Source organism: Corynebacterium appendicis CIP 107643, from assembly GCF_030408415.1.
GTDB classification, from domain to species: Bacteria; Actinomycetota; Actinomycetes; order Mycobacteriales; family Mycobacteriaceae; genus Corynebacterium; species Corynebacterium appendicis.
Genome location: NZ_CP046976.1, coordinates 241,911 through 266,434 on the forward strand (window position 1 = coordinate 241,911; position 24,524 = coordinate 266,434).

The following is a 24,524-nucleotide window of genomic DNA, read 5'->3' on the forward strand; positions in this document are numbered from 1 at the left end:
TCAGTGAGAAGGAGATCGTAGGTGCCTTCACCCCGCAAGAAGCTCGGCAAGCCGGCGAGCGACATCCCCGTGCTGCTCAGGCTCGGCGAGGCTCTCGCGCAGCGCCGCCGCGAAGCTGGCCGCCTCCAGCAGGAAGTCGCCTCCGCCGCCGGTGTGTCCCGCTCCACCCTGCACACTATCGAGCACGGTGGTGCCGGCGTGCGCTGGGAGAAAGTCGCGGCCGTCGCCGCCGCGCTCGGCCTTTCCATCGAGTGGGTGGAGACTACCCCGCAAAGGGCCGAGTAGCTAGCTCTCCGGGTCCGCCGGACCGCTCTCGCCGCCTGTTGCTCCGCCTGGTTCGTCCGGGCGGTTTCCGCGTTCACGGCGCTGGCGGCGCTCTTCCTCCTCGCGCGCCTTACGCTCAGCCTCTTCCTTCGCGCGGCGTTCTTTGAAGCGGTTCTTCTCGATATTCCAGAGGAATTCTTCGTCATCGTCCGGCCCCTTGATAGCGGGGGTCTGCTGCTGCTTATTCGGACGGAGCGAGCCATAGCGTTCGCTGCTTCCCGGCCCGAATGCCCGCCACAGCAGCCAGGCGGCGACGATGACCAGAATAATGAGGAGTACGCGTCCCATACCTTCACGATACTGGTTCGCTCAATCCCGCCTGGCCCGGGTACGCTGAACAACCGTGACGGACCGAGCAACAACGACAACCAGCAGCGACACCGGCGCGCCCGCCCTCGACGCCGACGTGCGCAAACGCGCGAACCGTGCCGCGCTGACCTACGGCGCGCTGCGACTTCTTCTTTTCATCGTCCTCACGGTGGTCATTCAAACAATCGCCGTGCTTATCGACGCACCCATCCCCCTCGTCATGTCCGCCCTGCTTGCCCTCATCGTGGCTTTCCCGCTGTCCATGCTGATCTTCTCCAAACAGCGCGTCGCGGCCACCGAGGCCATGGCCACCTGGAACGAGCAGCGCCGCGCCCGCAAACAGTGGGTCAACGACGAGCTGGCGGACCGCTAAAGAATCTTTTCCCATCTAGTCCGCGCGCAGCCGCGGGCTAGATTCCTTTGCCGAATAGCAGCGCGATGGCGATCATCGCGGGCAGGGAGGCGAATGTGGTGATGAAGACAGTGTCGCGCGCGACAGTCTCGCCCACGCGGTAATTAGCGGTGTAGTTGAACACGTTCTGCGCCGTCGGCAGCGCGGACAGGATCACAGCCGCGTAGAGTGCCGTGCCGTCGAGGCCGGCCAGCAGGCCCAGCAGCCACGCCGCCGCCGGCATGAAGACGAGTTTGAGTGCGGATGCAGTGATCGTGGCTGGGCGGTCCGGCCCCTCGGCGAGAACGCTCCCGCCGCGCAAGCTCGCGCCGAAGCTCATCAGGATCATCGGGATGGATGCGCCGCCGAGAATCTCCAGCGGCTCCATCACCGGCGCGGGCACCGTCCAGCCCGCCGCGGAGACCACCAAGCCCAGCAGCGGCGCGACCACCACGGGAGCGGTGAGGCCCGTTTTCACGGCCTTGATCACGTTCTGTCCGCGCGAGCTCTGCGAATCCGGGTTCACGTCCAGGCCCGCGATGACGACGGGGGAGACGATCACCATCTGCATGAGCAGAACCGGTGCCACGTAGGTCGCGTCGCCGATCACGTAGATCGCGATGGGCAGACCGATATTCACCGAGTTGAAATAGCTTGCCGATGCCGCTCCCGCCATCCGCGTCGGCACGTCTGCCTTGAAGAAGAGGGCGGAGACGATCCAGAAGACCGCCATCGTGACCGCGGTGGCCAAGAAGACCACCACGACGACGGGGGAGAGGAACGTGGACGTGTCGGACTTCGCCACCGTGGTGAACAGCAGCGACGGGGACGCCACCCAATAGGCGACCCGGTTGAACATGAGCCGCTGCTCGCCCTCCCCGATGACACCACGGTGGGCCAGGATGTAGCCCGCGCTGATGACCACGAAGATGATGGCGAAGCCGGTGATGACGTCTAACACTTAGAAGATTCCTCTAGCGGGCCCTGCCCGCAGTTCAAATTAGCTCTGCGGTTTAAGAGGGTATATCCATGGTCCAGCCGAACTCGCCGTAGGGCACCGCGCCGCCCAACATGAACATCGGCGAACCCGCGATCAGGGCGCCGGCCAGGATGACCGCCCAGATGAGCATCGCCCGGCCGTTGGAGCCCAGAACTGGAATGAGCTCCTTCCCTTGTCTGCCGCGCTGGACCCTCAACACCGAGCCGATGGCCAGGGGCAGGGCAGCGAGCGCCAGCAGGGTCGGGGCGTAGGCGGCGCCGATGAAGACGGTGATCACGAACGGCGTCAGCGTCAGCACCGTGAACAGGCGACGCGCGCTTGTGTCGCCGAGGATCACCGCGAGGGTGCGCTTGCCGGCTGCGGTGTCGGTGGGGATGTCGCGGATATTGTTCGCGAGGTTGATCGCCGCGGAGATCGCGCCGACACCGACCGCGCCGCCGATACCTACCCACGTGATGGTGCCCGATTGCGTGTACTGCGTGCCCAGAACAGCAACGAGGCCGAAGAAGACGAAGACGGAGATCTCGCCGAAACCCCGGTAGCCGTACGGGTTCTTCCCGCCGGTGTAGAACCACGCCGCGAGAATGCACACCGCGCCCACCAGGATCAGCCACGGCGCGCTCACCGCGGCGAGGATCAACCCGGCCACAGCGGCGACACCGAAGGAGATGAACGCCGCCAGTTTCACTTGTTCCGGCCGCGCCAGACCGGAGGCGGTCAGGCGGGTGGGGCCGGTGCGGTCGTCGTCAGTTCCGCGGATGCCGTCGGAATAGTCGTTGGCGTAGTTGACGCCGATGATCATGCCCATGGCCACGATCAGCGCGAGCAACGCCAGTGGCAGGTTGAACCAGAACTCGAATGCCGCGGCGCCGGTGCCGACGATCACGGGTGCGGCCGCGTTGAACCACGTGTGCGGGCGCGCGGCCTCCCACCAGTCCTTCGCTGTGGCGCCTCCCGGTGTGTTTCCCGTGTCCCCTTGGGTGTTTCTCGCATTCACGGCGGTGCTGCCGTTGTCGCTGGATTCGCCGGGGTTCGGGGTCGTGTCGTCGCTCGCGGTCATGACACCCATCATGCACGCAAAACTTCGAATTAGTGAAGCTCGACTAAAGTAACGCTTCATGTGGATCGACTACGCCGTCCGCCAAGTGCTGCACACCGCTGGAACGCTCGCCCGCCAACCGGGCTTGCTGCTGGCGACCCGCGCCCGGCTGTCGTTCCCTACACTCGATGAACCCGGTGGCCACGACACAGTAATTTCGCTGACCACGCACGGCAGGCGCGTGTCCACTTCTGTTTACTGCATCGCCTCCCTCCTCGTGGGCACGCAGCGTTTCCCGGTCATCCTGTGGCTCGACGAGGACGACTACTACGGTCCCTGGCCCAAGGGTCTCCACCGCCTGCAGGACCGCGGCCTGATCATCCGCTGTTCCGACGGAAAGTACGGTCCGCACACGAAGTACTACGGCACGTTTCAGGAATTCGCAGGTACTGGCACCCGCGTGATCACTGTCGACGACGACATGATGTACCCGCGGTGGTTCGCGGAAAAGCTCGTCAACGCCGCCGATGCCGACCCGAACTGCGTGGTGGCGTACCGCGCTCACACGATCACCCTGGATGAGAGCGGCATGCGCCCGTACAAGGAGTGGCGCGCGACCCGCTCCACCGCGGCGTCTCCGCGTCACTTCGCCACCGGTGTCTCCGGTGTCGCGTACCCGCCGTCAATGGTGGATTACGTCGCGGAACAGGGCACCAGCTTCGAGGACAAAGCCCCGCGCGCCGACGATGTCTGGCTCAACAACTGCGCCCTCCGCTCCGGCCACCTGGTCCGCCAGGTGTACCCGCACCCACGCGAATTCTCGGTGATCCCGGCCAGCCAGCGCGAGGCGCTTGTTCACCACAACCACTGGCGCGGCGGCAATGACGTCCAGATCGCGGCGACCTACACCGACGAGGACGTGGACACCCTCCAGGCGGCTGTTCCCGTCGACTGAGTGCCTTTCTCACTCAGCCCCCACCCCGATCTCAGCCCGTCCCGCTCTCACACCCCTGAAAGATCCCGAGATAGCTCGGAAGACTGGTGGGTCGGAACCCGCCGGTGAATTTGTTTACATCGCCCATATGGCTGAGGTTTATAGGCCCTGGTCACACGGTTTTGACTTCGAGCGACCCGAGCGACCGATGTAAACAAATTCACTCGTTGATGCGGACCAACGGCATGGTCGCGGTCTGGAAAGAGGCTAACGGGGCGTAGTCAGGTACTGGGGCCCGATTAGAAAAGCTCGCGCACCGCGATCCGGTCGACCTTGCCCGGCCCGGTGACGGGCATCTCCCGGAGGTGGCGCACGTCCTTCGGCACCTGCCAGCGGGGCAGGTCGTCGAAGGCCTCCATCAGGTCGCTGACGGCAGCGGAACCGGTGTAGGCGGCGCAGACCTGGTGACCGAAGCGGTCGTCGGGCACACCGACGACGCAGGCACCGGTAACACCGTCGAGACCGAGCATGAACTCCTCGAGGACTTCGGGCTGGAGCTTCAGTCCACCGGTCTCGATGATGTTGTCCAACCGGCCGGTGACGCGGAGAACCCCGTTGTCCAGCTCACCCGCATCGGAAGTGGCGTACCAGCCGGGTTCACTGAAGGCCTCGTGGTCGGGGATGTTCCGGTAGCCGCGGGCGATCATCGGACCGCTGAGGTAGATCCGGCCGCCGGCCACGCGCACCTTCGCCCCGGCCAGGGGCGTGCCGTTGTAGACGCAGCCGCCTGCGGTTTCGGATGAGCCGTACGTGGTCACCACGTTGATCCGCAGCTTTGCCGCCGAGGAGAGCATCTTGGGGTTGATGCGGCCGCCGCCGACAAGGACGGCGCTAAAAAGCCTGAGTGCTTCGATGCCTGCGAGCGTGCTCATCGCTTTATTGAGCTGCATCGGGGCGAGCGCGGTGTACATGCGTTCGCCGGTGCCGGCGAGCTCGTCGGCGCGTGCGGCGAAGTCGCTGACGTGGAAACCTCTGGAAAGGTCCACAAACGCCGGCTCGACGCCCGCGACCATGCTGCGGACGAGCACTTGAAGCCCCGCGATGTGGTGCGCGGGCATGGCCAGCAGCCACTGGCCCGGCCCGCCGAGGAACTGGTGGGTGGCATCGGCGCTGGACACGAGGTTGACCGGGGTGAGCTCCGCGCCTTTCGGCGTGCCCGTCGAGCCGGACGTGGCTACGACGACGGCGACGGGATCGTCGATTGACTGGCCCGCCCGCATCGTGGTGCGCAGAGTCTCCGCACGGTGCCGGTCGTTCTTCGGCACCGGCAGCACCGCGCACTGCCCTGCGATCGCCGCCTCCAGATCCGGCATGATCGCCAGCGGGTCGGCGGGGTCTACGGGGAGTAATTCGAGCAGGTTCGGCACGCGCGTCATCCTAGCGTGGGCGCTGCTTTACAAGACGGAGGCGAGGAAGGGATGTCTAGTAATAGAACGGGAATTCGTCCCAGTTCGGCGGGCGCTTCTCCAGGAAGGAGTCGCGGCCTTCCACGGCTTCGTCGGTCATGTACGCCAGGCGGGTGGCTTCGCCGGCGAAGACCTGCTGGCCCATGAGGCCGTCGTCAAGCAAATTGAATGCGAACTTGAGCATGCGCTGGGCGGTGGGGGACTTGCCGTTGATTTCGCGGGCGACCTGGATGGCTTCGTTTTCGAGTTCGGCGTGGTCGGCGACGATGTTCACTGCACCCATGCGGTGCATTTCCTCGGCGGAATAGGTGCGGCCGAGGAAGAAGATCTCGCGGGCGAATTTCTGGCCTACTTGCTTGGCCAGGTAGGCGGAGCCGTAGCCGCCGTCGAAGGAGCCGACGTCGGCGTCGGTCTGCTTGAAGCGGGCCTCTTCGCGGGAGGCGATGGTCATGTCGCACACGACGTGGAGGGAGTGTCCGCCGCCGGCGGCCCAGCCGCCCACCACGGCGATGACGACCTTGGGCATGGTGCGGATGAGGCGCTGGACCTCGAGGATGTGCAGGCGGCCGCCCTCAGCTTTGACGCGGGCTTCGTCGACGTGGTCGGCGGTGGCGGCTTCGACGTCGCCGTCGTGGTTGGTTGCGTACTGGTAGCCGGAACGTCCGCGGATGCGCTGGTCGCCGCCGGAGCAGAAGGCCCAGCCGCCGTCCTTCGGGGAAGGGCCATTGCCGGTGAGCAGCACGACACCCACGGACGGGTCGCGGCGCGCGTGGTCGAGGGCGCGGTACAGCTCGTCGACCGTGTGCGGGCGGAACGCGTTGCGCACCTCCGGGCGGTCGAAAGCGATGCGCACGATCCCGTTCGCGCGGCCCTCGCCCGCGTGGCGGTGGTAGGTGATGTCGGTGAAGTCGAAGCCGTCGACGGTTTCCCACTGGGAGGCGTCGAAGGGCTGGGCGGTGGAGTAACTCATGCCTACACTTTGCCCCATGAGCCCAACCATCGACGATATTCTCGACCGCGCCCACGTCGTCGCCCTCCCGATGGCGGTGCCGTTTCGGGGGATCACGACGCGGGAGGCATTGCTCATCGACGGTCCTGCGGGCTGGGGCGAGTTCGCCCCGTTCGTGGAGTACGGCGACGCGGAGGCGGCGACGTGGCTCGCGGCTGGTCTAGAGGCGGCGTACGAGGGGTACGGGGATCTCGACACCGGCGACGGCTGGGTGGAGGTCAACGGCACGGTGCCGGCGGTCGGCCCGGACCGGGTGCCGGAGGTGCTCGAGCGGTACCCGTCGGCGAGAACGTTCAAGATCAAGGTCGCGGAGAAGGGGCAGACGCTTGACGACGACGCGGCGAGGGTCGCCGCCGTCCGCGCCGCGCGGCCGGACGCGGTACTGCGCGTAGACGCGAACGGCGGCTGGAGCGTCGACGAGGCAGTGCGCGCGGCCGAGGTGCTGGGGGAGTTGGAGTACATCGAGCAGCCCTGCGCCACAGTGGAGGAGCTCGCGGAGGTGCGCCGGCGAGTGAGCACGCCGATCGCTGCGGACGAGTCGATTAGGAAGGCAGCCGACCCGTACCGGGTCGCTGAACTGAATGCCGCAGACGTGGCAGTGACCAAGGTGGCGCCGCTCGGCGGGGTGCGCAGGCTCATGACAATCAGCGGGGATCTCGGACTAAAGCTCACGGTGGCGTCGGCCCTCGACACCGCGGTGGGGATCCATGCCGGGCTGGTCGCGGCGAAGGTGACCGGGTCGCAGGCCGCGGGCCTGGCCACGCAGCGGCTCTTCATCGAGGACGTGGCCGAGCCCTTCGATTTCGCCGGCGGACGCATGCGGATCAGGGATGCCACCCCCGATCCGGACCGGCTCACCGAACTGGCCGCGCCGGGGGAGCGCAAAGACTGGTGGTTCGAGCGCGTGACACGTTGCCTGCCGTATTTGGGGGACTGAATCGGACATCCCGAATCCCGGATTGGGGTATTCCGGGGGGTGATTTTTCGTTCCTGGTGTAAGTGTGACTTAAGTTATGCCTAGAAAACGTGTAGCTCCTACCCAGGAAGAGGGCCCACCATGACCACAGGGTATTCAACCGCCGTGACTGAACATGCGACGGAACTCTCCGACGGCGACCTCGCCGATGCCCCCGAGAAGGGCGTGTGGCGCCGCCAGCTCATCGGTCTCGTGCTCGGCATCGTCGCTGCTGTGATCGTGTACTTCATCTTCCCGTCCGGTGCGGCCGACGTCGTCCGCGAATCCTCCGGTGCTGACCCCGAGGTCGAGTACACCGCGCAGACGATGCGCGTTGTCGCCGCTGTGGCGGTGTGGATGGCTGTCTGGTGGATGACCGAGGCGATCCCGCTCGCCGCGACGGCGCTGATTCCGCTGGCGGTGTTCCCGCTGGCGAATGTGGCGGAGTTCAAGGCGGTCAGCGCGCCCTACGCATCGTCGACCATCTTCCTGTTCATGGGCGGCTTCCTGTTGGCGTTGGGCATCCAGCGCTGGAACCTGCACCGCCGCCTCGCGCTGTGGGTGGTCATGCTGATCGGCACCAGCCCGCGCCGCATCATTCTCGGTTTCATGGTGGCCACCGGCTTCCTGTCGATGTGGGTCTCCAACACCGCGACTGCAGTCGTCATGCTCCCGATCGGTGTGTCCGTGCTGACCCTGACCGCCGACCACGTCGGCGGCATGCAGAACCAGAAGAAGTTCGCCACCGCGCTCATGCTGGCCATCGCGTACTCGGCGTCGATCGGCTCGCTGGGCACCCTGATCGGTACCCCGCCGAACGCTTTGCTGGCTGGCTACATGCGGGAATCGCACGATATCGAGATCGGCTTCGGCAAGTGGATGCTCGTCGGTGTCCCGGTCGCAGTGATCTTCACCCTGATCGCCTGGGTGGTGCTCATCAACGTGTTCAAGCCGGAGGTTGACGAGATCCCGGGCGGCAAGGAGCTCATCCGCGAGGAGCTTGAGAAGCTCGGCGGGTGGACCACCGGCCAGATCCTGTCCGGCATCATCTTCGTCGCCGCCGCACTGTGCTGGGTCTTCGTCCCGCTGGGAATCGACTACTTCGGCTGGGAGATCGGCTACGACGATGCCGCAGTGGGCATCATCGCCGGCCTGCTCATGTTCACCATCCCGGCGGAGTCTAACGGCAAGCGCATCCTCGACTGGGAGACCGCGAAGGACATTCCGTGGGACGTCCTGCTGCTCTTCGGCGGCGGCCTGTCGCTGTCCGCGATGTTCTCCCAGTCTGGTCTGTCGCTGTGGATCGGTGAGGCGTCGAAGGGCCTGGCCGGCCTGCCGACGATTCTGCTCATCGCCGCTGTCGGCGCGCTCATCCTGCTGCTGACGGAGCTGACCTCCAACACCGCCACCGCCGCGACCTTCCTGCCGATCATGGGCGGCGTCGCAGTGGGCATCGGCCTCACGGCCGCAGGCGACATCAACGTCCTGCTTCTCACCATCCCGGTGGCGCTGTCCGCGACCTGCGCGTTCATGCTCCCGGTGGCGACCCCGCCGAATGCGATCGCCTACAGCTCCGGCTACGTCACCATGGGCGAGATGATCAAGGGTGGCATCTGGCTCAACGTCATCGGCCTGGTCCTGGCCACTCTGGCCACCTACGCGATTGCTGTCCCGGTCTTCGGCCTGACGCTTCCTTAATAGGCGTGGTCTCCTGCGGGGACTAGAATGTCCCCCATGGATAATGAGACCCGCCAGTTTGGGCGCCACGGTGACGACGTCTCTGACGCGAGCACCCGTTACCTGTCCCCGTCACAGTCCTCCTCCCAGAGCGCAAGCTCTCAATCCGGCCAGTCCGCTCCGCGGCAGTACATGCCGGGGGAGGGGGATTCGCGCTATTCCTCCCAGTCGAATTACCCGGAAACCCAGTACGGCAGCAGCTACAGTTCTGGGGGGTACGAGCCATACGACGAGCCGTACCGCCCCGAGCCGTCGGATTCAGGAAAGTCGCGCGGCGGCGCGGGCTCGATCGTCATGGCGGTGCTCGCGCTCCTGTTGGGCCTGGCGGCCATCGCCATGTTCTTCCTGTGGCGCGGCGCGGAATCGCGGGCGAATAAGCCCGAGCCGGCTCCGGTGACCATTACACAGACGGAGACGGTGACCACGACGCCGTCGAGCATCCTCGACGGCCTGTTCAAGCGCGACGGCAATAACGACGAGAACGGGGACGCCGAGGGTGCGCCGGGCGAGCCGGGCGGCGATAATGCGCCCGAGCTGCCGGAAGGCCTGCCCTCCGAGCTCCCGGACGACATTCCGGAGGAGTACCGCGACGGCGCGGAGGACCTGCTCAACCAGCTCGACGGGTATCTGAATGGCTAACAGCGCACAGTCGGATTCCACGCGGCTGGCGGCGTATGTCGTCGACAAGCTCGCCGAGCATGTCACGGATGTCGTGCTCAGCCCCGGTTCGCGCAACTCGCCGCTCGCGTACGCGTTGCTCGCCCGCCGCGACATCAGGGTGCACGTGCGTATCGACGAACGATCCGCCGCCTTCACCGCCCTGGGACTTGCCCGGGTCCAACACCGCCACGTCGGTGTCGTGATGACCTCGGGAACTGCGGTGGCGAACACGTACCCCGCAGTCATTGAGGCGCACATGTCGCACACCCCGCTGGCGATCGTCAGCGCGGACAGACCGGAGCGCCTCGTGGGCACGGGTGCCTCGCAGACGATCTGGCAGCAGGGCATTTTCGGCCGGTACGCCGCCACCCAGCAGGTCATCCAGGTCGGCGACGCGGTCAGCTTTGACGCGGACCAGGTGCACATCAACGTCGCCTTCGACACCCCGCTCGTGCCGGAGGCTCTGCCGGAGCCTGCGGGTACCCCGCGCCGGGTGGGGCCGGGCCGCCTGCGCCCGTCCGAGGGCCGCGGCGCCGCCGACACTGGACCTGCCGGGGCAGTCGACCACGGCGAGGTCGAGGTCGACCTGACCAAGAACACGCTCGTCATCGCCGGCGACGAGGCGTGGGAGGTGCCCGGGCTCGAGCACGTTCCCACGATCGCCGAGCCGACCGCGCCGACGCCGTTCCACCAGGTGCATCCGCTGGCCGCACGGTTCTTCACCCAGGACGAGGTGGCGATTAGCCACGGCGGCGGCGATTTCGCCGCGTCCACCAAGCCGGACCAGGTCATCGTGGTGGGCCACCCGACGCTGCACCGCGATGTCATGGCGCTACTGGCGGACAACACCATCGAGGTCATCGGCATCACCCGTACCGGGACGGTCACGGGCAACCCGGACCGCGTGGGCAGCCGCGTGAAGGCGAGTGGCCAGCCGACTGACACATGGCTGAAGATCTGCGAGGCCGCCGGTGACGTGGGCGCCGAGACTGTCCGCAAGGCGCTGGAGGACGAGGCGTTCGGCTTCACCGGCCTGCACGCCGCGGCGGCTGTGTGCGACACCTTGGCGGTGGGCGACACGTTCGTTCTCGGGTCCTCGAACCCGGTGCGCGACGCGAGCCTTCTGGGCATGCCTTTCGACGGCGTGTCCACCTACTCCGCGCGCGGCGCCGCAGGCATCGACGGCACGCTCTCCCAGGCAGTGGGCGTGGCACTGGCGACGCAGTCGCTGCACCCGGACGAGATCCGTGCGCCGCGGACCGTTGCGCTGGTGGGCGACCTGACCTTCCTGCACGACACCGGCGGCTTGCTCATTGGTCCGGACCAGCCACGCCCGGGCAACCTCACCATCGTGGTGGCCAATGACAACGGCGGCGGCATCTTCGAGTCCCTCGAGGTCGGGGCGGAGTCCGTCCGCGACAATTTCGAGCAGGCCTTCGGCACGCCGCACGACGCGGACATCGAGTCGATCGCCGCGGGATTCGGCGCCGCCTACCGCAGGGTGGAGAGCATCGGGGAATTGACGGCGGCGCTGCTTGACGGCGTCGATAAGCCTGAGCCCGTTGTCGTGATTGAGGCCGCGACCACGCGCGCGACGCGTCGGGCGTTGTCCGAGCGGCTGAAAAAATAGCGATGGCCCGGGTCAAGGTCGCGCGGCGGCGCCTCCACCAGCTCATCATCGTGCTGTACGCGTGCGCGATACTGGGCAGCATCGCAATGGTCGCGGGGCCGGCGTACAACGATTACACGATCTCCCGCGATCCCGGCCGCGGCATCGCCACCGTGACCGGGGTGAGCTGGACCCGCACCTCTGTCGACTACCAGGACGAGGCCGGCAATTTCCACTCCCCGCAGCGCGGCCTTTTGTACCCGTCCGGGCTCGGCGATGGGCAACAGGTGTGGGTGACCTACGCCAAGCGCAACCCCGATATCGTCAAAGTGGAAGGTCGCGGTTGGACGCTGGCGATCGTGCCCGCGCTGTCCGTCGGCGCCGTGTCCACCCTCATTGCCGCGGCCGCGTGGCTGGGCGTGAACTCCTTAGGCAAAAAGCGCGCGTCACAGGGACGAAAATTCACCTCGCGTTCCCGTGAAAGCAAAGACTAATTAGCGCGGGGCATGAATAATGCCCACATGCGTGTTGCCATTGTCGCCGAGTCTTTCCTGCCCAACGTCAACGGAGTGACGAATTCGATCCTCCGTGTGCTGGAACATCTCGAGCGCACCGGCCACGAAGCAATCGTCGTCGCGCCGGGTGCGCGTGCGAACCAAGAGGAGATCGCCGAATACGCGGGATTTCGCGTCGTGCGCGTGCCCACCGTGATGGTGCCGCTGGTGGATTCTCTCCCGATCGGTGTGCCGAACGGGGCGACCACACGCGTGCTGCGCGAATTCAAACCGGATGTCGTGCACCTGGCCAGCCCGTTCGTGCTCGGCGGCGCAGGCGCTGTGGCTGCCAAGCGCCTGAACCTTCCCGCGATCGCGTTGTTCCAGACCGACGTGGCCGGCTACACCGCCCGCTACCATGTCGGCTTCCTCGAGTCCGCCGCGTGGGTGTGGGCCCGCAAACTGCACAATTCGACGCAGATGACGCTCGCGCCGTCCTCGGTGACCATCGGCGAGCTCGAAGCTCACGGCATCAAGAACATCCGCCGATGGGGCCGCGGCGTGGATTCGGAGCTGTTCCGGCCGGACCGCCGCTCGGCGAAGCTGCGCAAGAAGTGGGACCCGACGGGCACGAAGAAGATCGTCGGCTTCGTCGGCCGCCTGGCCTCGGAGAAGGGCGTGGAGCGCCTCGTCGCCCTGCACGGGGACCCGAATATCCAGCTGGTCATCGTCGGCGACGGCCCGCTGCGCCGCACCCTGGGCAAGCGCATGCCCACCGCCGTGTTCACCGGCCAGCTCAGCGGCAAGAAGCTCGCCGCCGCCTACGCCAGCTTGGACCTGTTCGTGCACACCGGCGAATTCGAGACCTTCGGCCAGACCATCCAGGAAGCGCAGGCTTCCGGCACCCCGACGATCGGCCCGCGCGCCGGCGGACCGATCGATCTGATCGAGCCGGGTTACAACGGCGACCTGCTCGACGTGGACACCTTCGAGCGCGACCTGCCCGCCTCCGCCGCCGCGATCCTCGCCCCCGGCACCCTGGAGGAGATGAGCGCCAACGCCCGCGCCTCCGTCGCCGACAAGACCTGGCCGGCCCTGTGCGACCAGCTGCTCGGCTACTACCAGGAAGTCATCGACGGCTACCCGAAGAAGGGCCGCCGTCCCCTGAAGCGCTAAGCCCCGCCCCACCCCTGCCTGGCTCAGTAGGGCAGTGGCGGCGCAGTCGCCTAGACTCTTTGGCTATGGCCAAGGCGAACCTGGAGAAGAACCCGCTGGACGTGGCGGGAATGTTCGATGAAGTGGGCAAGAACTACGACATCACCAACACCGTGATGACAGGTGGCCTGGACCGCTACTGGCGCAAACGAACCCGTGAGCGCCTGGACTTGAAGCCGGGGGAGAAGGTTCTCGACCTCGCCGCCGGCACGGCAGTGTCCACGGTGGAACTGACCAAGTCCGGCGCGTGGTGCGTCGCATGCGATTTCTCGCAGGGCATGCTGGCGGCCGGCACACACCGCGATGTGCCGAAGGTCGTGGGCGATGCCATGCACTTGCCGTTCGCCGACGAGACCTTCGATGCCGTGACCATCTCCTACGGCCTGCGCAACGTCCACGATTTCGAGGCCGGCCTGCGCGAGATGGCGCGCGTGACCAAGCCGGGCGGGCGTCTGGTGGTCAACGAATTCTCCACCCCCGTCGTGCCGGTGTTTTCCACCATCTACCGCGAGTATCTGCCGCGGGTGATCCCCCTGCTGGGCAAGGTGTTCTCCTCCAACGCGGAGGCCTACGAGTACCTGGCGGAATCCATTCGCGCCTGGCCGGACCAGGAAGATCTGGCCGCCGCGATCAACGCCAACGGGTGGAGCGACTGCGGCTGGCAGAACCTCGCACTGGGAATTGTCGCCCTGCACGGCGCGGTCAAGGCCTAAACCACATCCCTGGACAGAACCCTTATGTCAGGTCCCACAGCGGGCTGTCCGCCCGTAGGCGTGAGACACCCGCGCCGGCCAGGCGCCACAGCCGGGCGACCAGGTCGCGGTCGGCGTCGGTGACCAGGTTGCCCATCAGGCGCGCGGCAACCGGCATGAGGTAGCGCCCGCCCACGCCCCGCAGAGCCAGCGGGCCTGCCGCGGGGAGGAATTGCGGGTAGGTGAGCACGCGCGCGAGAGTGCGGGCGAGCACGAAGGCCTCGCCGTATTTCCGACGCAGCTCGTGCGGCCACGCCAAGGTCACATCGGGGCGCTTTCCAGCCGACGAAACAATCAGGTCGACCGCCATGATCGCGGTTTCCAGGCCGTAGTCAATGCCTTCACCATTCAAGGGATTCACACATGCGGCGGCGTCGCCGATGAGCATCCAGTTCGGGCCGGCGACATTGGACACAGCGCCGCCCATCGGCAGCAGGGCGGAGGTGACGTTTTCTGGCTCGCCCAGCTGCCATTCTGCGCGCTGCTGCGAGGCGTAGAGGGCGAGCAGCTTCTTCGTGTTCACTTTCGCCGGTCGGGCATCGGTGGACAGGGCGCCGCAGCCGAGGTTCACCGTGCCGTCGCCGAGCGGGAAGATCCACCCGTAGCCTGGCTGGACCACGCCGTCGCCGTCGCGCAGCTCCACATGGGAGTGCATCCACGGCTCACCGGAGAACGGGCTGGCGCAGTACGAGCGCGCCGCGATGCCGTAGACCTCCCCGCGGTGCCATTTCCGACCGAGCTTTTTGCCGAAGGGGGAGCGAACCCCGTCGGCGACGACCACCCACTTCGCGCCCAACGTTCCGCGCGGGGTGACCACACCGGTGATTGCGCCGCCCTGGCCGAATTCAGCGCCGGTGGCGGGGCATTCGTAGAACATCTCGGCGCCAAGGGAGGCGGCCAGATCGGCCAAGGAGGCGTCGAAAAGCGAGCGCGGCGAGGCGGAACCTTCCGTGCCGTAAAAACCCCCGGGCCACGGGGCGGTGAGGGATCCGCCGTAACCGTGCAGTTTGAGGCCCTTGTTGCGGTAGGCGGGCAACGCGGAGTCGAGACCGAGTTCCTGCAGCGCGTGCACCGCACGCGGGGTCAGCCCGTCGCCGCAGGTCTTGTCGCGGCCGTGGGGCGCGGCATCGACGACAGCGACCGAAAGCCCCGCGCGGCGGGCGGCGATTGCGGCGGCGGAACCAGCGGGTCCCGCGCCGACGACGACGCACTCAAACGATTTCATTGCACATATTGTGCCAGATGACTTATGGGTGGACTACGGTAAAGGGGACGCTCACCCGCACGACCCCGCAAGGACGATAGATGACCAACGGCACTCCCACGTCGCCAGCCGTCGACAACCAGCCCGACCTCGGCGATGAGGCTTTGGCGCAGCGCGTCACCGATGGGCTGAACCGGGTGGAAGGGCTCATGTTTGAGCGCCTCAACCAGGGCGCGGATTTCTTGAGCGAGCAGATCACCCACCTGGTCAAAGCCGGCGGCAAGCGCTTCCGTCCGCTGATGGCTGTGCTGGCCAGTGAATTCGGCCCGAACCCGCAGGCGGACAACGTGATCCGCGGCGCGGCGATCGTGGAGCTGGTCCACCTGGCCACGCTGTACCACGACGACGTGATGGATGAGGCGGCGAAGCGCCGCGGCGTGGAGTCTGCGAATTCGCGCTGGACAAACACAGTCGCGATTCTCTCCGGCGACTACCTGCTCGCCGAGGCCTCCCGTCTGATGAGCGAGATCGACACCGCCACCGTCCGCCACTTCGCCGAGACATTCAGCGATCTGGTCACCGGCCAGATGCGCGAAACCGTCGGCGCGCGCGGCGGCGACCCGGTCGAGCACTACCTCGAGGTCATCCGCGAAAAGACCGGTGCGCTCATCGCGTCCGCCGCCTACCTGGGCGCGACGCACTCGGGCGCGGACGAGGCCACGGTGCGCACCATCAAGGAGCTCGGCGAGGCGATCGGAATGGTCTTCCAGATCGTCGACGACATCATCGACATCTTCTCCGATTCCGCCCAGTCCGGGAAGACCCCGGGCACGGACCTGCGCGAGGGCGTGTTCACCCTCCCGGTCCTCTACGCCCTCCAGGACGAAGGGGAAGCGGGCGAGGAGCTCCGCGGCCTCCTCACGGGACCGCTCACCGAGGACGCCGACGTGGAGCGTGCCCTCACCCTCATCGGGCAAACGGACGGCCGCAAGCGGGCGCTTGACGACGTCCACCGCTACCTCTCCATCGTCGACGCCCGCCTCAACGATCTTCCCGGCATTCCGGCCAATGACGCCATGCGCCAGATCGCCCGGTACACCGTCGATCGCGTCGGCTGATTCAATAGCTCTCAGCTGCCGGTTTGTTGTTTCTGGGTACCGCTGCTGTAGAGTAGTCCGAGCACGCCAGGTTGCCCGAGCGGCCAAAGGGAGCGGACTGTAAATCCGCCGGCATTGCCTTCAGAAGTTCGAATCTTCTACCTGGCACCACGTACAATACGCACCGCGAAATTTCACCGCGGTGCGTTTTTCATTTTCCAGTCACGCGGACGTCACTTTCAGGCCAGTGGATGTTCACTGTGCGGGGATAATTTCGGGCGGGTACGACTGTCCCCAATATGTGAAGGATCATTCCGTGTCCCGCTCCCGTTTCCGCGCCGCGCTCGCCCTGCCGGCGACTGCTGCTCTCGCCCTGTCTGCCCTCGCTGTCCCGGCTTCCGCCGCCGAGACGGCCGATAAGTCCTCCCTGGTCATCAACGAGGTTGTCTCCAACGATGACCCGGTCGGCGACTGGGTCGAGCTGGCTAACACCGATGACAACCTCGACCTGGACATTTCCGGCTGGAAGGTCCTGGACGACAAGGACGATCACACTCCGATCGTGTTCCCGGAGGGCACCAAGGTCGAGTCCGGCGGCTACTTCGCCTTCTACACGGACGGCGCGGCCAACACTCCGAACGGTTCGGAGGGCTTCGGCCTGGGCAAGGGCGACTCTGTCCGCGTCTACGATGCCGAGGGCAATCTCGTTGCCGAGACCACCTGGGAAGGCCACGTGCTGCCGTCCTGGGGCCGTGTTCCGGACAAGACCGGCGAGTTCGCCGCGACCGGCGCATCTACCCGCGGGGCGAAGAACGAGGCCGCGGCAGAGCAGCCGGGCGATGACGAGCCGGCCGCACCGGAGGCGAGTCAGCCGTGGCCGTACGACAACGTCTACGACGTCGACCTCGGCGGCGATTTCACCGGCGACGATATGTCCGGTGTGGATTTCGACGACAACGGCCGCGCCTGGGTGGTCAACAACGGCTCCGGCAAGCTGTACGCCCTCGACTTCGACGAGGCCGCTAAGAAGTACACGCTCGCCGGCACCTGGACGCTGAAGTACGCCGACGGCACCGGCACGCTCGACGCCGAGGGCGTCACGGTCGGCCCGGACGGCGCGATTTATGTCGCAACCGAGCGCAACAACGACGACAAGAAGGTCTCCCGCCCGTCCGTCCTCCGCTTCGAGGTCGAGGACGGCGCAGAGACGCTCACCGCGACCCACGAGTGGAACCTGAAGGACATCGTCGGCGAGATCGAGCCGAACGCCGGCCTCGAGGCCATCTCCTACATTCCGGAGCAGAAGCTCTTCGCTGTCGGCGTCGAGGCTGACGGCAAGGTCTACTTCCTCGACCTGGCAGAAGACGGCACGCACGAGCTCAAGCAGGAATACCAGTCGCCGTTCGCCGGCGTCATGGCGCTCGACTACCGCCAGCAGGACAAGCAGCTCCGCGTGCTTTGCGACGAAGCCTGCGACGGCCAGTCCATCCTGCTTTCCCACAACGGCACCGAATTCGTCGAAGACTCTGAGATCCAGGCTCGCCCGGCACACTTCGCCAACCTAGCCAACGAGGGCTTCGGTTCCTACACCACCACCAGCGAGTGTGTCGGCGGCAAGGCTGAGGCGACCACCCGCTTCCTGTGGGCCGACGACGGCGTGGCCGACGGCATTTCCATGCGAGGCGCGCAGGACGTGCGCACCGTCGACTGCGGCACTGAGGGCAGTTCCAACGGCGGCTCCAGCGCCGGTGCCGTGATCGGCACCATCTTCGGCGTGCTGCTGGCCTTCCTCGCCGGCATCGCCTCTGCCGGCCCGATCGCGCAGTGGGCAAAGGACAACCTCGGTGTGGAGATCAAGCTGCCGTTCTAAAACAGCGCGAACCAGGGCCAGTCTCAGCTGGTCCTGAACGGTTTCGCGGCGCAGCATTGGCCACCTTTCCCGTCAGTCCTGACGGACGGCGGGGAAGGGGTCACGGTGGCGTCGATAAGCTGTTTCAAGAGCGCTGAAAACGCGTGTTAGCCTGGCGATTTGTGTGTTTTATATGAGCCGGGTTAATCTTTCAAAGGCTTCAAACGAGCGGGTAACGCTTAAGAGGCTTAAGCCCCCTTAGCTCAGTCGGCAGAGCGTCTCCATGGTAAGGAGAAGGTCAGCAGTTCGATTCTGCTAGGGGGCTCTGTTGTTTGCTAGCGACGGGCATGATTGGTTCACTCTTCTCATGTGACTCGTTAGTGGACACATGGCGGTGTAGCTCAGTGGTAGAGCAAGCGACTCATAATCGCTGTGTCGAGAGTTCAATTCTCTCCATCGCTACTCATCACCTCGATAACGGTCGGGGAGATGTGCTCACCCACTCCGGGACCGTGCAGGTGCCGTGGTAGGGTTGGCGTACTGTCAGCCGAGGGTAGCCCGATCGATCGAGCTGCCGGAAGCGGAAAACAGTGCACCTAGGGGCGTGGCGCAATTGGTAGCGCAACGGTCTCCAAAACCGTAGGTTGCAGGTTCGAGTCCTGTCGCCCCTGCCATATAGACCAACTCGAGGAGAGCTGTGACTGATAATCAGCCTGGACGGAACACCGCAAAGCCGGCCGGCAAGCGCCAGCGCAGCGGCGCAAGCTCTGTCACCTCCGAGTCCTACCAGGAGAAGCGCGTCGAAAAGTCGGCTTCCGAGGATCAGGACAACACCGGTAACGGCGTCGCGGCTTTCCCCGGTGAAGTCGTCGGCGAAATGCGTAAGGTCGTGTGGCCGACCGGACGGCAGATGCTCAACTACACCCTCATCGTCTTCGGCTTCCTGATCGTTCTGACCGCCCTCGTCTGGGGTGTCGATCAGGGCGCTGCCTGGGTAGTTGAAAAGGTTCTCGTCCCTTAAGCTATACTTCCGCAATAGAGAAAACATCCCGCCTCCCAGCACACTGGGTAAGGCGGGATAAGTTTTTCGCCTAGCTGAGTAAGCTGGGCAGCACTCAAGGACCAATAGCGACACCACAACCCATCGCGCCAGGCTTCACGGCGCGGGCCCGACTTCAAGGAGCGGACATGGCCGACGACAACCAGTACAGCAAGGAAGCTAACGAAGCCGAGATGGTCGGCGAGGGCGGCGCAGTGCAGGAGTCCACCGACCCGGAACCGACGGACGACGACGAGAACGCGGAAGGCGAGTCCGAATCGGACACTGACACGGAGTCGGACTCCTCCGCCGTCTCCCACGACACTCCCGCGGAGGACGGAACCTCCGGGGACACCACCGAGCTGCAGAACGAAAAGATGGTCGGCGAGGGCGGTGCCGTGCAGGAATCCACCGACCCGGAAGTAATCGCGGAGGAGGAGACTGCCGCAGAGTCCGCAGACTCGGTCGATAGCGCCGAGGACACCACCGAGCAGCAGAGCGAAGACATGGTCGCCGAGGGCGACGTCCCGGAGCAGCCGGTGCAGGAAGCCGACGCTGAGGGCGTGACTGACCCTGAGGCCGCCTTGGCCGCTGAGCCGGAGGAATCCGCCGACGCCGAGTACAAGGCGCGCCTGCGCAAGTACACCCGCGAGCTGAAGAAGCTGCCGGGCCAGTGGTACATCATCCAGTCCTACTCGGGCTACGAGAACAAGGTGAAGACCAACCTGGACATGCGTATCCAGACCCTCGAGGTGGAGGACTCCATCTACGACGTGGTCGTGCCCATCGAGCAGGCCATCGAGCTCAAGGACGGCAAGAAGAAGCTTGTCAAGCGCAAGCTTCTGCCGGGCTACGTGCTGGTCCGCATGGACATCAACGACGCCGCGTGGTCCGTGGTCCGCGAGACCCCGGGTGTGACTTCCTTCGTGGGCAACGAGGGCAACGCCACCCCGGTCAAGCACCGCGACGTGGCCAAATTCCTCATGCCGAAGGAGCCGAAGGTCGACGAAGACGCCGCCAAGACCGACGCGAATGCCGAGGGCGAGACCGTCATCGCGATGCCGGAGCAGGAGGAGAAGCCGAAGGTCGCGCACGACTTCGAGGTCGGCGAGGCCGTCACCATTCTCTCTGGCGCGCTAGCCAGCGTGTCCGCCACCATCAACGAGATCGACCCCGAAACCGGCAAGATCCAGGCGCTCGTGTCCATCTTCGGCCGCGAGACCCCGGTCGAGCTCACCGCCGACCAGATCGAGCGCATCATGTAGCGCTCGACTCCCTTTGCGCACCAAGACCCGGCTCCGGCCGGGTCTTTCGCGATTTGGGAGCGCATGCCCCGGTGGCATACACTTGTCCCTCGTGCCTGCACATCCATGCAGGTGCGCGAAAACGTTCGTCCCCGGTGGCTGCGTCGATAAGCGAAAAGCGTCGATGCGGCATCCGGAAGGCCCAGTTATTCATCGTGGCTTGGGCCTGTACCTAGGAAAGAGGTAATCCGATGGCTAAGAAGAAGGTCACCGGCCTGATCAAACTGCAGATCGAGGCTGGTATGGCTAACCCGGCACCGCCGGTCGGTCCGGCTCTCGGTGCGCACGGCGTCAACATCGTCGAGTTCACCAAGGCCTACAACGCTGCGACCGAGTCCATGCGTGGCAACATCGTCCCGGTGGAGATCACGGTCTACGAAGACCGCTCCTTCGACTTCATCCTGAAGTCCCCGCCGGCCGCGAAGCTGCTGCTCAAGGCTGCTGGCCTGCAGAAGGGCTCCGGCGTTCCCCACACTGACAAGGTCGGTTCCGTGACCTGGGAGCAGTGCAAGGAAATCGCTGAAACCAAGAAGAAGGACCTCAACGCCCGCGACATCGAGGCAGGCGCCGCCATTATCGCCGGCACCGCCCGTTCCATGGGCATCGACGTGAAGAAGTAAAACTCCTTCACTTCCTCGGCTACGTCCCGCCCGGGACCTAGCCAGTGGGAGGGTCTGGTCAGACCCGCACCACACTTCCAACTACTGACACGTCATGATCTGACGAGTAAGGAAATCAACATGGCCAAGAAGCACTCCAAGGCTTACGCGGAGAAGCTGGCAAAGGTTGACCGCGAGAGCACCTACTCCCCGCTCGAGGCAGTCAAGCTCGCCAAGGAAACCGCATCCGACAAGTACGACGCGACCATCGACGTCGCTATGCGTCTGTCCGTCGACCCGCGCAAGGCTGACCAGCTGGTCCGCGGCACCGTCAACCTGCCGAACGGCACCGGTAAGACCGTCCGCGTCGCCGTCTTCGCCGAGGGCGAAAACGCCACCAAGGCGCAGGAAGCTGGCGCCGACATCGTCGGTTCCGACGAGCTGATCGAGCAGATCAACGCCGGCAACATCGACTTCGACGTCGCTATTGCCACCCCGGACCAGATGGCCAAGGTCGGCCGCGTTGCCCGCGTCCTCGGCCCGCGTGGTCTCATGCCGAACCCGAAGACCGGCACCGTCACCCCGGATGTGGCCAAGGCTGTCGCCGACTCCAAGGGCGGCAAGATCGCCTTCCGCGTGGACAAGGCATCCAACCTGCACGCCATCATCGGCAAGGCATCCTTCACCCCGGAGCAGCTCGCCGAGAACTACGGCGCGCTCCTGGACGAGGTGCTGCGTCTCAAGCCGTCCTCCGCCAAGGGCATCTACCTGAAGAAGATCACTGTCTCTGCAACCCAGGGCCCCGGCGTTCCGGTGGACACCAACGTGCAGAAGAACTACACCGAGGCGTAAACGGCGTGAGGCGCTAGCCTCCCCACCGTCTCGTGCATCTGACCCCGCTCCGGCGGGGTCTTTTGCGTTGGTGCCTGCCTCGTAAAATCCGGGGATCGTCGCAATACCGGCCGGAAGGCCGGAGCTCGCGGGGGCAGTTTGAGAGTGGAACCGATTGCGGCTCCGCGCCGTCTAATGATGTAGACGGAAGGGGGGCGTTTTGGCCGCTAGTTATATTCCTCGACCGAGGAAGACCTTTGTCAACAGTTTGGAGAAAGTCCGCGGGCGTGGTGCACCTCGTTGGAGGGACCGGAAAGCCAAGCGTATTTTTGAGTATGACCCCTTGCATGGTCATATTGAGGGCTATAACCTGCAAGGCAAGCACGTCGGTGTGTTTGACGTGGTTTCAGGGGAACTCATTGGACCGGCGGTGAAAGGGAGGAGGATCGATGTTTAAGACGTATGTGGACGCGTGTCTCGACGGGGATGCGCGCCCGGACGATGTCGACGACTGGGTCGATGCATGGCACGACGATGCTCCGGGAAGCGAGAACCTTTCGCTGGCTGAATTTCTCGGTTTCACCTCGGAGGAATATGCCCGCTGGGCGAGGGACGGGGCCGCCCTGCAGGAGATCCTCGACCACCGCCGGTCCCAGCGGCAGACCGTGTAAGAAGAAACAAGGTTTCGTGACTTCTCGATGTCTCCTGCAGTAGCACGAGATATTTTCCGATTAAGTGGAAAAGCGTGACAGCGCGACGAGTAAGAGGCACCGAGGCACGGCCGGCAGCAGAGAGTCGACGGCCGGGGGGAAGGCTGAGACAGAGAAAGATCGTCTGTTGTAAAGAACGAGCGGCGGCGGTATGACTGACTGTCATGCTGAAACGCGTCCGGAGGGCTGCGATCCACAACCACCGACATGGCGAGATATGCCGCACATGTGCTCGAGCGAGACAACTTGCGTTTCACTTGGAACAACATCGCGGGTACCGGGCTGTACTGAAATAACAGCGGAACACCCGGGTCCTCGTCCATGCTGCTGCTCGACACGGAGAAGCAGCGAGCGTCTTTTGTAGTGGCTGAGTCGTATAAGGATATTGAATCGTTCGCGTTCGAAGTTCTCGGACTGGAGGACCCCGCGAAAGCTAAGAATTGATTTCGCGATTTGGTGCGGAACGGCACCCTGCACTAAGGTTCATCATCGAAGTTTGAACGGCCCACACAAAAGGCCGAGCTCAAGTTTCACCGAAGACCGTCGGTCACTTAACCGGAGCTACTCCGGAAGAGTCGAAGGAATCCCCCAGGGATCGGCCCACGCAGGAGAAACGTGGCATTCCTCCGCGCTTTAAGCGCTTGTGCCTCGTGCTTCTGCACGGGGCAATTTTCATTGCTCCGGGCGGACAAGACATGAAGTAATGGGAAGGAGGCGTGTGTCATGGCAAACCCGAAGAACACGGCTGAGCTTGCTGCCTTGAAGGAGAAATTCGAGGATGCTAGCTCTGTCTTCCTCACCGAGTACCGCGGCCTGACCGTGGGTCAGCTGCAGGAGCTGCGCGGTGAGCTCGGTTTTGACGTTGAACTGCACGTCGCCAAGAACACCCTCGTGAAGATCGCTGCCAACGAGCACGGCATCGAGGGTCTCGATGATCTTCTGACCGGCCCGACCGCCGTCGCCTTCATTAAGGGCGATGCAACGGTCGACGCTGCGAAGGTCATGAAGAAGTTCGCCAAGGGTAACGAGGCTTTCGTTATCAAGGGCGGCTACATGGACGGTAACCCTCTCGACGCAGCCCAGGTGGATGCTGTCGCAGAGATGGACAACCGTGAGACCACTCTTTCCAAGCTCGCCGGCGCATTCCAGGGTTCTCTGGCGAAGGCTGCTGGCCTCTTCGAGGCTCCGGCATCCAAGACGGCACGACTCGTTGCCGCACTGCAGGACAAGCAGGAAGCCGCGTAAGGCGACTTCCACCACTAGTACGCACACCAAACATCTGGCCGCATAAGGCCACTACAGAAAGGAAGCCACCATGGCTAAGCTCTCCAAGGATGAGCTCATTGAGCAGTTCAAGGAAATGACCCTTATTGAACTTTCTGAGTTCCTGAAGGAATTCGAGGAGGTCTTCGACGTGACCGCTGCCGCTCCGGTTGCTGCTGTTGCAGCTGCTCCGGGCGCTGCTGGCGATGCTCCGGCTGAGGAGGAGAAGGACGAGTTCGACGTCGTTCTCGAGGCTGCTGGCGACAAGAAGATCGGCGTCATTAAGGCTGTCCGCGAGATCGTCTCCGGCCTGGGCCTGAAGGACGCTAAGGAGATGGTTGAGGGCGCACCGAAGGCCATCCTCGAGGGCGCTAACAAGGACGACGCTGAGGCTGCTAAGGCCAAGCTCGAAGAGGCTGGCGCAACCGTCACCCTCAAGTAAGCGCCTTTCGCTTATCGACGGCACACCCCCTTCAGTCGCATCCGCGACCGAAGGGGGTGTTTCGCGTTTCCGGGTGCCACCACCCCGCGTGAAGAGCCGGTGCCATTCCGTGGAAACGCTTCCGCCCTTCCGGTATCCGACGAGCATCCGCGAGTAGCAGTCAATCACAGAAGCCAGATACATATTCGACCCGTCTGTGATCGGCAGATAGGTAATACCGCCGACGAGGATCCTACTGATCCGAATAAACCTTCCTAAGCATGGAGGTAGATTACCTTTCTCGACTCAACAC

At 64.9% G+C, this 24,524-nt stretch carries 26 protein-coding genes and 4 tRNA genes; 24 read left to right on the top strand and 6 right to left on the bottom strand.

Annotation, left to right across the window (positions count from 1 at the left end; all coding sequences use genetic code 11):
- Positions 1-21 precede the first annotated feature (21 nt).
- Positions 22-285 (top strand): helix-turn-helix transcriptional regulator, encoded by a 264-nt coding sequence (locus CAPP_RS01235; protein WP_076598064.1) that lies wholly within the window; start codon positions 22-24, stop codon positions 283-285.
- On the opposite strand, the gene CAPP_RS01240 is transcribed toward CAPP_RS01235, so the two are convergent.
- Positions 286-612 carry a hypothetical protein gene (locus CAPP_RS01240; protein ID WP_076598063.1) on the bottom strand — a complete coding sequence of 109 codons (327 nt, stop codon included), beginning with the start codon at positions 610-612 and terminating at the stop codon, positions 286-288.
- A 55-nt stretch (positions 613-667) separates the two neighbouring features.
- Here CAPP_RS01240 and CAPP_RS01245 point away from each other — a divergent pair, with 55 nt between their 5' ends.
- Positions 668-1,006: a DUF4229 domain-containing protein gene (locus CAPP_RS01245; RefSeq protein WP_076598062.1), complete on the top strand. Its 339-nt coding sequence runs from the start codon at positions 668-670 to the stop codon at positions 1,004-1,006.
- A gap of 37 nt (positions 1,007-1,043) precedes the next feature.
- Here the strand turns inward: CAPP_RS01245 and CAPP_RS01250 are convergent, their stop codons facing one another.
- Positions 1,044-1,985: an AEC family transporter gene (locus CAPP_RS01250; protein ID WP_076598061.1), complete on the bottom strand. Its 942-nt coding sequence runs from the start codon at positions 1,983-1,985 to the stop codon at positions 1,044-1,046.
- A 52-nt stretch (positions 1,986-2,037) separates the two neighbouring features.
- Complete coding sequence (locus CAPP_RS01255; RefSeq protein ID WP_084560459.1) at positions 2,038-3,084, bottom strand: 1,4-dihydroxy-2-naphthoate polyprenyltransferase; 1,047 nt, start codon at positions 3,082-3,084, stop codon at positions 2,038-2,040.
- A 58-nt stretch (positions 3,085-3,142) separates the two neighbouring features.
- On the opposite strand from CAPP_RS01255, the gene CAPP_RS01260 reads away from it, so the two are divergent.
- Positions 3,143-4,018, top strand: coding sequence for a glycosyltransferase (locus CAPP_RS01260; protein ID WP_076598060.1), 876 nt, complete (start codon positions 3,143-3,145; stop codon positions 4,016-4,018).
- Between the two features lie 278 nt (positions 4,019-4,296).
- On the opposite strand, the gene menE is transcribed toward CAPP_RS01260, so the two are convergent.
- Both menE and CAPP_RS01270 read right to left on the bottom strand, forming a co-directional pair.
- On the bottom strand, positions 4,297-5,424 hold the full coding sequence (menE, locus tag CAPP_RS01265; RefSeq protein WP_143313800.1) for an o-succinylbenzoate--CoA ligase: 1,128 nt from the start codon (positions 5,422-5,424) through the stop codon (positions 4,297-4,299).
- A 55-nt stretch (positions 5,425-5,479) separates the two neighbouring features.
- Positions 5,480-6,433, bottom strand: coding sequence for a 1,4-dihydroxy-2-naphthoyl-CoA synthase (locus CAPP_RS01270; protein ID WP_076598058.1), 954 nt, complete (start codon positions 6,431-6,433; stop codon positions 5,480-5,482).
- Positions 6,434-6,449: 16 nt separating this feature from the next.
- Between CAPP_RS01270 and CAPP_RS01275 the strand changes: the two genes are divergently transcribed.
- The 7 genes from CAPP_RS01275 to CAPP_RS01305 all read left to right on the top strand — a co-directional run bounded on the left by CAPP_RS01275 (position 6,450) and on the right by CAPP_RS01305 (position 13,855).
- Positions 6,450-7,409 (top strand): o-succinylbenzoate synthase, encoded by a 960-nt coding sequence (locus tag CAPP_RS01275; RefSeq protein ID WP_076598057.1) that lies wholly within the window; start codon positions 6,450-6,452, stop codon positions 7,407-7,409.
- Between the two features lie 120 nt (positions 7,410-7,529).
- Positions 7,530-9,125 (top strand): SLC13 family permease, encoded by a 1,596-nt coding sequence (locus CAPP_RS01280; protein ID WP_076598056.1) that lies wholly within the window; start codon positions 7,530-7,532, stop codon positions 9,123-9,125.
- A 36-nt stretch (positions 9,126-9,161) separates the two neighbouring features.
- A complete protein-coding gene (locus CAPP_RS01285) occupies positions 9,162-9,803 on the top strand; it encodes a hypothetical protein (protein ID WP_076598055.1) in 642 nt (213 codons plus the stop codon).
- Positions 9,796-11,454 carry a 2-succinyl-5-enolpyruvyl-6-hydroxy-3-cyclohexene-1-carboxylic-acid synthase gene (gene menD / locus CAPP_RS01290; RefSeq protein WP_076598054.1) on the top strand — a complete coding sequence of 553 codons (1,659 nt, stop codon included), beginning with the start codon at positions 9,796-9,798 and terminating at the stop codon, positions 11,452-11,454. The genes CAPP_RS01285 and menD overlap by 8 nt, the downstream gene beginning before the upstream one ends.
- A 2-nt stretch (positions 11,455-11,456) precedes the next feature.
- The gene (locus tag CAPP_RS01295) at positions 11,457-11,927 is read left to right on the top strand and encodes a DUF3592 domain-containing protein (protein WP_076598053.1); all 471 of its coding nucleotides are present in this window, start codon (positions 11,457-11,459) and stop codon (positions 11,925-11,927) included.
- Between the two features lie 27 nt (positions 11,928-11,954).
- Complete coding sequence (locus CAPP_RS01300) at positions 11,955-13,103, top strand: glycosyltransferase family 4 protein (protein WP_143313799.1); 1,149 nt, start codon at positions 11,955-11,957, stop codon at positions 13,101-13,103.
- A gap of 65 nt (positions 13,104-13,168) precedes the next feature.
- Positions 13,169-13,855 carry a demethylmenaquinone methyltransferase gene (locus tag CAPP_RS01305; RefSeq protein WP_076598052.1) on the top strand — a complete coding sequence of 229 codons (687 nt, stop codon included), beginning with the start codon at positions 13,169-13,171 and terminating at the stop codon, positions 13,853-13,855.
- Positions 13,856-13,877: 22 nt separating this feature from the next.
- Here CAPP_RS01305 and CAPP_RS01310 read toward each other — a convergent pair whose 3' ends face one another.
- Entirely contained in the window at positions 13,878-15,119 is a 1,242-nt protein-coding gene (locus tag CAPP_RS01310; RefSeq protein ID WP_076598051.1) for a geranylgeranyl reductase family protein, read from the bottom strand.
- A gap of 80 nt (positions 15,120-15,199) precedes the next feature.
- Between CAPP_RS01310 and CAPP_RS01315 the strand changes: the two genes are divergently transcribed.
- From CAPP_RS01315 to rplL, 14 genes are all read left to right on the top strand, one after another.
- Positions 15,200-16,216: a polyprenyl synthetase family protein gene (locus CAPP_RS01315; RefSeq protein WP_076598050.1), complete on the top strand. Its 1,017-nt coding sequence runs from the start codon at positions 15,200-15,202 to the stop codon at positions 16,214-16,216.
- A gap of 65 nt (positions 16,217-16,281) precedes the next feature.
- Positions 16,282-16,366 (top strand) — tRNA-Tyr (locus CAPP_RS01320).
- A 145-nt stretch (positions 16,367-16,511) separates the two neighbouring features.
- Entirely contained in the window at positions 16,512-18,065 is a 1,554-nt protein-coding gene (locus CAPP_RS01325; protein ID WP_076598049.1) for a lamin tail domain-containing protein, read from the top strand.
- 231 nt (positions 18,066-18,296) lie between these two features.
- Positions 18,297-18,369: transfer RNA gene (locus tag CAPP_RS01330), tRNA-Thr, on the top strand.
- A 65-nt stretch (positions 18,370-18,434) separates the two neighbouring features.
- A tRNA-Met gene (locus CAPP_RS01335) sits at positions 18,435-18,506 on the top strand.
- Between the two features lie 136 nt (positions 18,507-18,642).
- Positions 18,643-18,718, top strand: a tRNA-Trp gene (locus CAPP_RS01340).
- Positions 18,719-18,741: 23 nt separating this feature from the next.
- The gene (secE, locus tag CAPP_RS01345) at positions 18,742-19,065 is read left to right on the top strand and encodes a preprotein translocase subunit SecE (protein ID WP_076598048.1); all 324 of its coding nucleotides are present in this window, start codon (positions 18,742-18,744) and stop codon (positions 19,063-19,065) included.
- A gap of 395 nt (positions 19,066-19,460) precedes the next feature.
- Entirely contained in the window at positions 19,461-20,348 is an 888-nt protein-coding gene (nusG, locus tag CAPP_RS01350) for a transcription termination/antitermination protein NusG (RefSeq protein ID WP_084560458.1), read from the top strand.
- 230 nt (positions 20,349-20,578) lie between these two features.
- Positions 20,579-21,007 carry a 50S ribosomal protein L11 gene (gene rplK / locus CAPP_RS01355; protein WP_076598047.1) on the top strand — a complete coding sequence of 143 codons (429 nt, stop codon included), beginning with the start codon at positions 20,579-20,581 and terminating at the stop codon, positions 21,005-21,007.
- A gap of 120 nt (positions 21,008-21,127) precedes the next feature.
- Positions 21,128-21,838 (top strand): 50S ribosomal protein L1, encoded by a 711-nt coding sequence (gene rplA, locus CAPP_RS01360; RefSeq protein WP_076598046.1) that lies wholly within the window; start codon positions 21,128-21,130, stop codon positions 21,836-21,838.
- A 247-nt stretch (positions 21,839-22,085) separates the two neighbouring features.
- Positions 22,086-22,274, top strand: coding sequence for a colicin E3/pyocin S6 family cytotoxin (locus CAPP_RS11150; protein ID WP_353959212.1), 189 nt, complete (start codon positions 22,086-22,088; stop codon positions 22,272-22,274).
- Entirely contained in the window at positions 22,267-22,488 is a 222-nt protein-coding gene (locus CAPP_RS01365; protein WP_143313798.1) for a hypothetical protein, read from the top strand. Before CAPP_RS11150 ends, CAPP_RS01365 begins: the two co-directional genes overlap by 8 nt.
- Positions 22,489-23,250: 762 nt before the next feature.
- Complete coding sequence (rplJ, locus tag CAPP_RS01370) at positions 23,251-23,772, top strand: 50S ribosomal protein L10 (RefSeq protein WP_076598043.1); 522 nt, start codon at positions 23,251-23,253, stop codon at positions 23,770-23,772.
- Between the two features lie 70 nt (positions 23,773-23,842).
- Positions 23,843-24,232, top strand: coding sequence for a 50S ribosomal protein L7/L12 (gene rplL, locus CAPP_RS01375; protein ID WP_076598042.1), 390 nt, complete (start codon positions 23,843-23,845; stop codon positions 24,230-24,232).
- Positions 24,233-24,524: the final 292 nt, after the last annotated feature.

Coding starts and splice junctions, on each gene's coding strand:
- rplK (WP_076598047.1), top strand. CDS start 20,579: ATGGCTAAGAAGAAGGTCACCGGCCTGATCAAACTGCAGATCGAGGCT.
- nusG (WP_084560458.1), top strand. CDS start 19,461: ATGGTCGGCGAGGGCGGTGCCGTGCAGGAATCCACCGACCCGGAAGTA.
- CAPP_RS01280 (WP_076598056.1), top strand. CDS start 7,530: ATGACCACAGGGTATTCAACCGCCGTGACTGAACATGCGACGGAACTC.
- CAPP_RS01310 (WP_076598051.1), bottom strand. CDS start 15,119: ATGAAATCGTTTGAGTGCGTCGTCGTCGGCGCGGGACCCGCTGGTTCC.
- rplL (WP_076598042.1), top strand. CDS start 23,843: ATGGCTAAGCTCTCCAAGGATGAGCTCATTGAGCAGTTCAAGGAAATG.
- CAPP_RS01255 (WP_084560459.1), bottom strand. CDS start 3,084: ATGACCGCGAGCGACGACACGACCCCGAACCCCGGCGAATCCAGCGAC.
- CAPP_RS01240 (WP_076598063.1), bottom strand. CDS start 612: ATGGGACGCGTACTCCTCATTATTCTGGTCATCGTCGCCGCCTGGCTG.
- menD (WP_076598054.1), top strand. CDS start 9,796: ATGGCTAACAGCGCACAGTCGGATTCCACGCGGCTGGCGGCGTATGTC.
- rplA (WP_076598046.1), top strand. CDS start 21,128: ATGGCCAAGAAGCACTCCAAGGCTTACGCGGAGAAGCTGGCAAAGGTT.
- CAPP_RS01275 (WP_076598057.1), top strand. CDS start 6,450: ATGAGCCCAACCATCGACGATATTCTCGACCGCGCCCACGTCGTCGCC.
- CAPP_RS01365 (WP_143313798.1), top strand. CDS start 22,267: ATGTTTAAGACGTATGTGGACGCGTGTCTCGACGGGGATGCGCGCCCG.
- CAPP_RS01315 (WP_076598050.1), top strand. CDS start 15,200: ATGACCAACGGCACTCCCACGTCGCCAGCCGTCGACAACCAGCCCGAC.
- rplJ (WP_076598043.1), top strand. CDS start 23,251: ATGGCAAACCCGAAGAACACGGCTGAGCTTGCTGCCTTGAAGGAGAAA.
- CAPP_RS01270 (WP_076598058.1), bottom strand. CDS start 6,433: ATGAGTTACTCCACCGCCCAGCCCTTCGACGCCTCCCAGTGGGAAACC.
- CAPP_RS01305 (WP_076598052.1), top strand. CDS start 13,169: ATGGCCAAGGCGAACCTGGAGAAGAACCCGCTGGACGTGGCGGGAATG.
- CAPP_RS01285 (WP_076598055.1), top strand. CDS start 9,162: ATGGATAATGAGACCCGCCAGTTTGGGCGCCACGGTGACGACGTCTCT.
- CAPP_RS01300 (WP_143313799.1), top strand. CDS start 11,955: ATGCGTGTTGCCATTGTCGCCGAGTCTTTCCTGCCCAACGTCAACGGA.
- CAPP_RS01295 (WP_076598053.1), top strand. CDS start 11,457: ATGGCCCGGGTCAAGGTCGCGCGGCGGCGCCTCCACCAGCTCATCATC.
- CAPP_RS01260 (WP_076598060.1), top strand. CDS start 3,143: ATGTGGATCGACTACGCCGTCCGCCAAGTGCTGCACACCGCTGGAACG.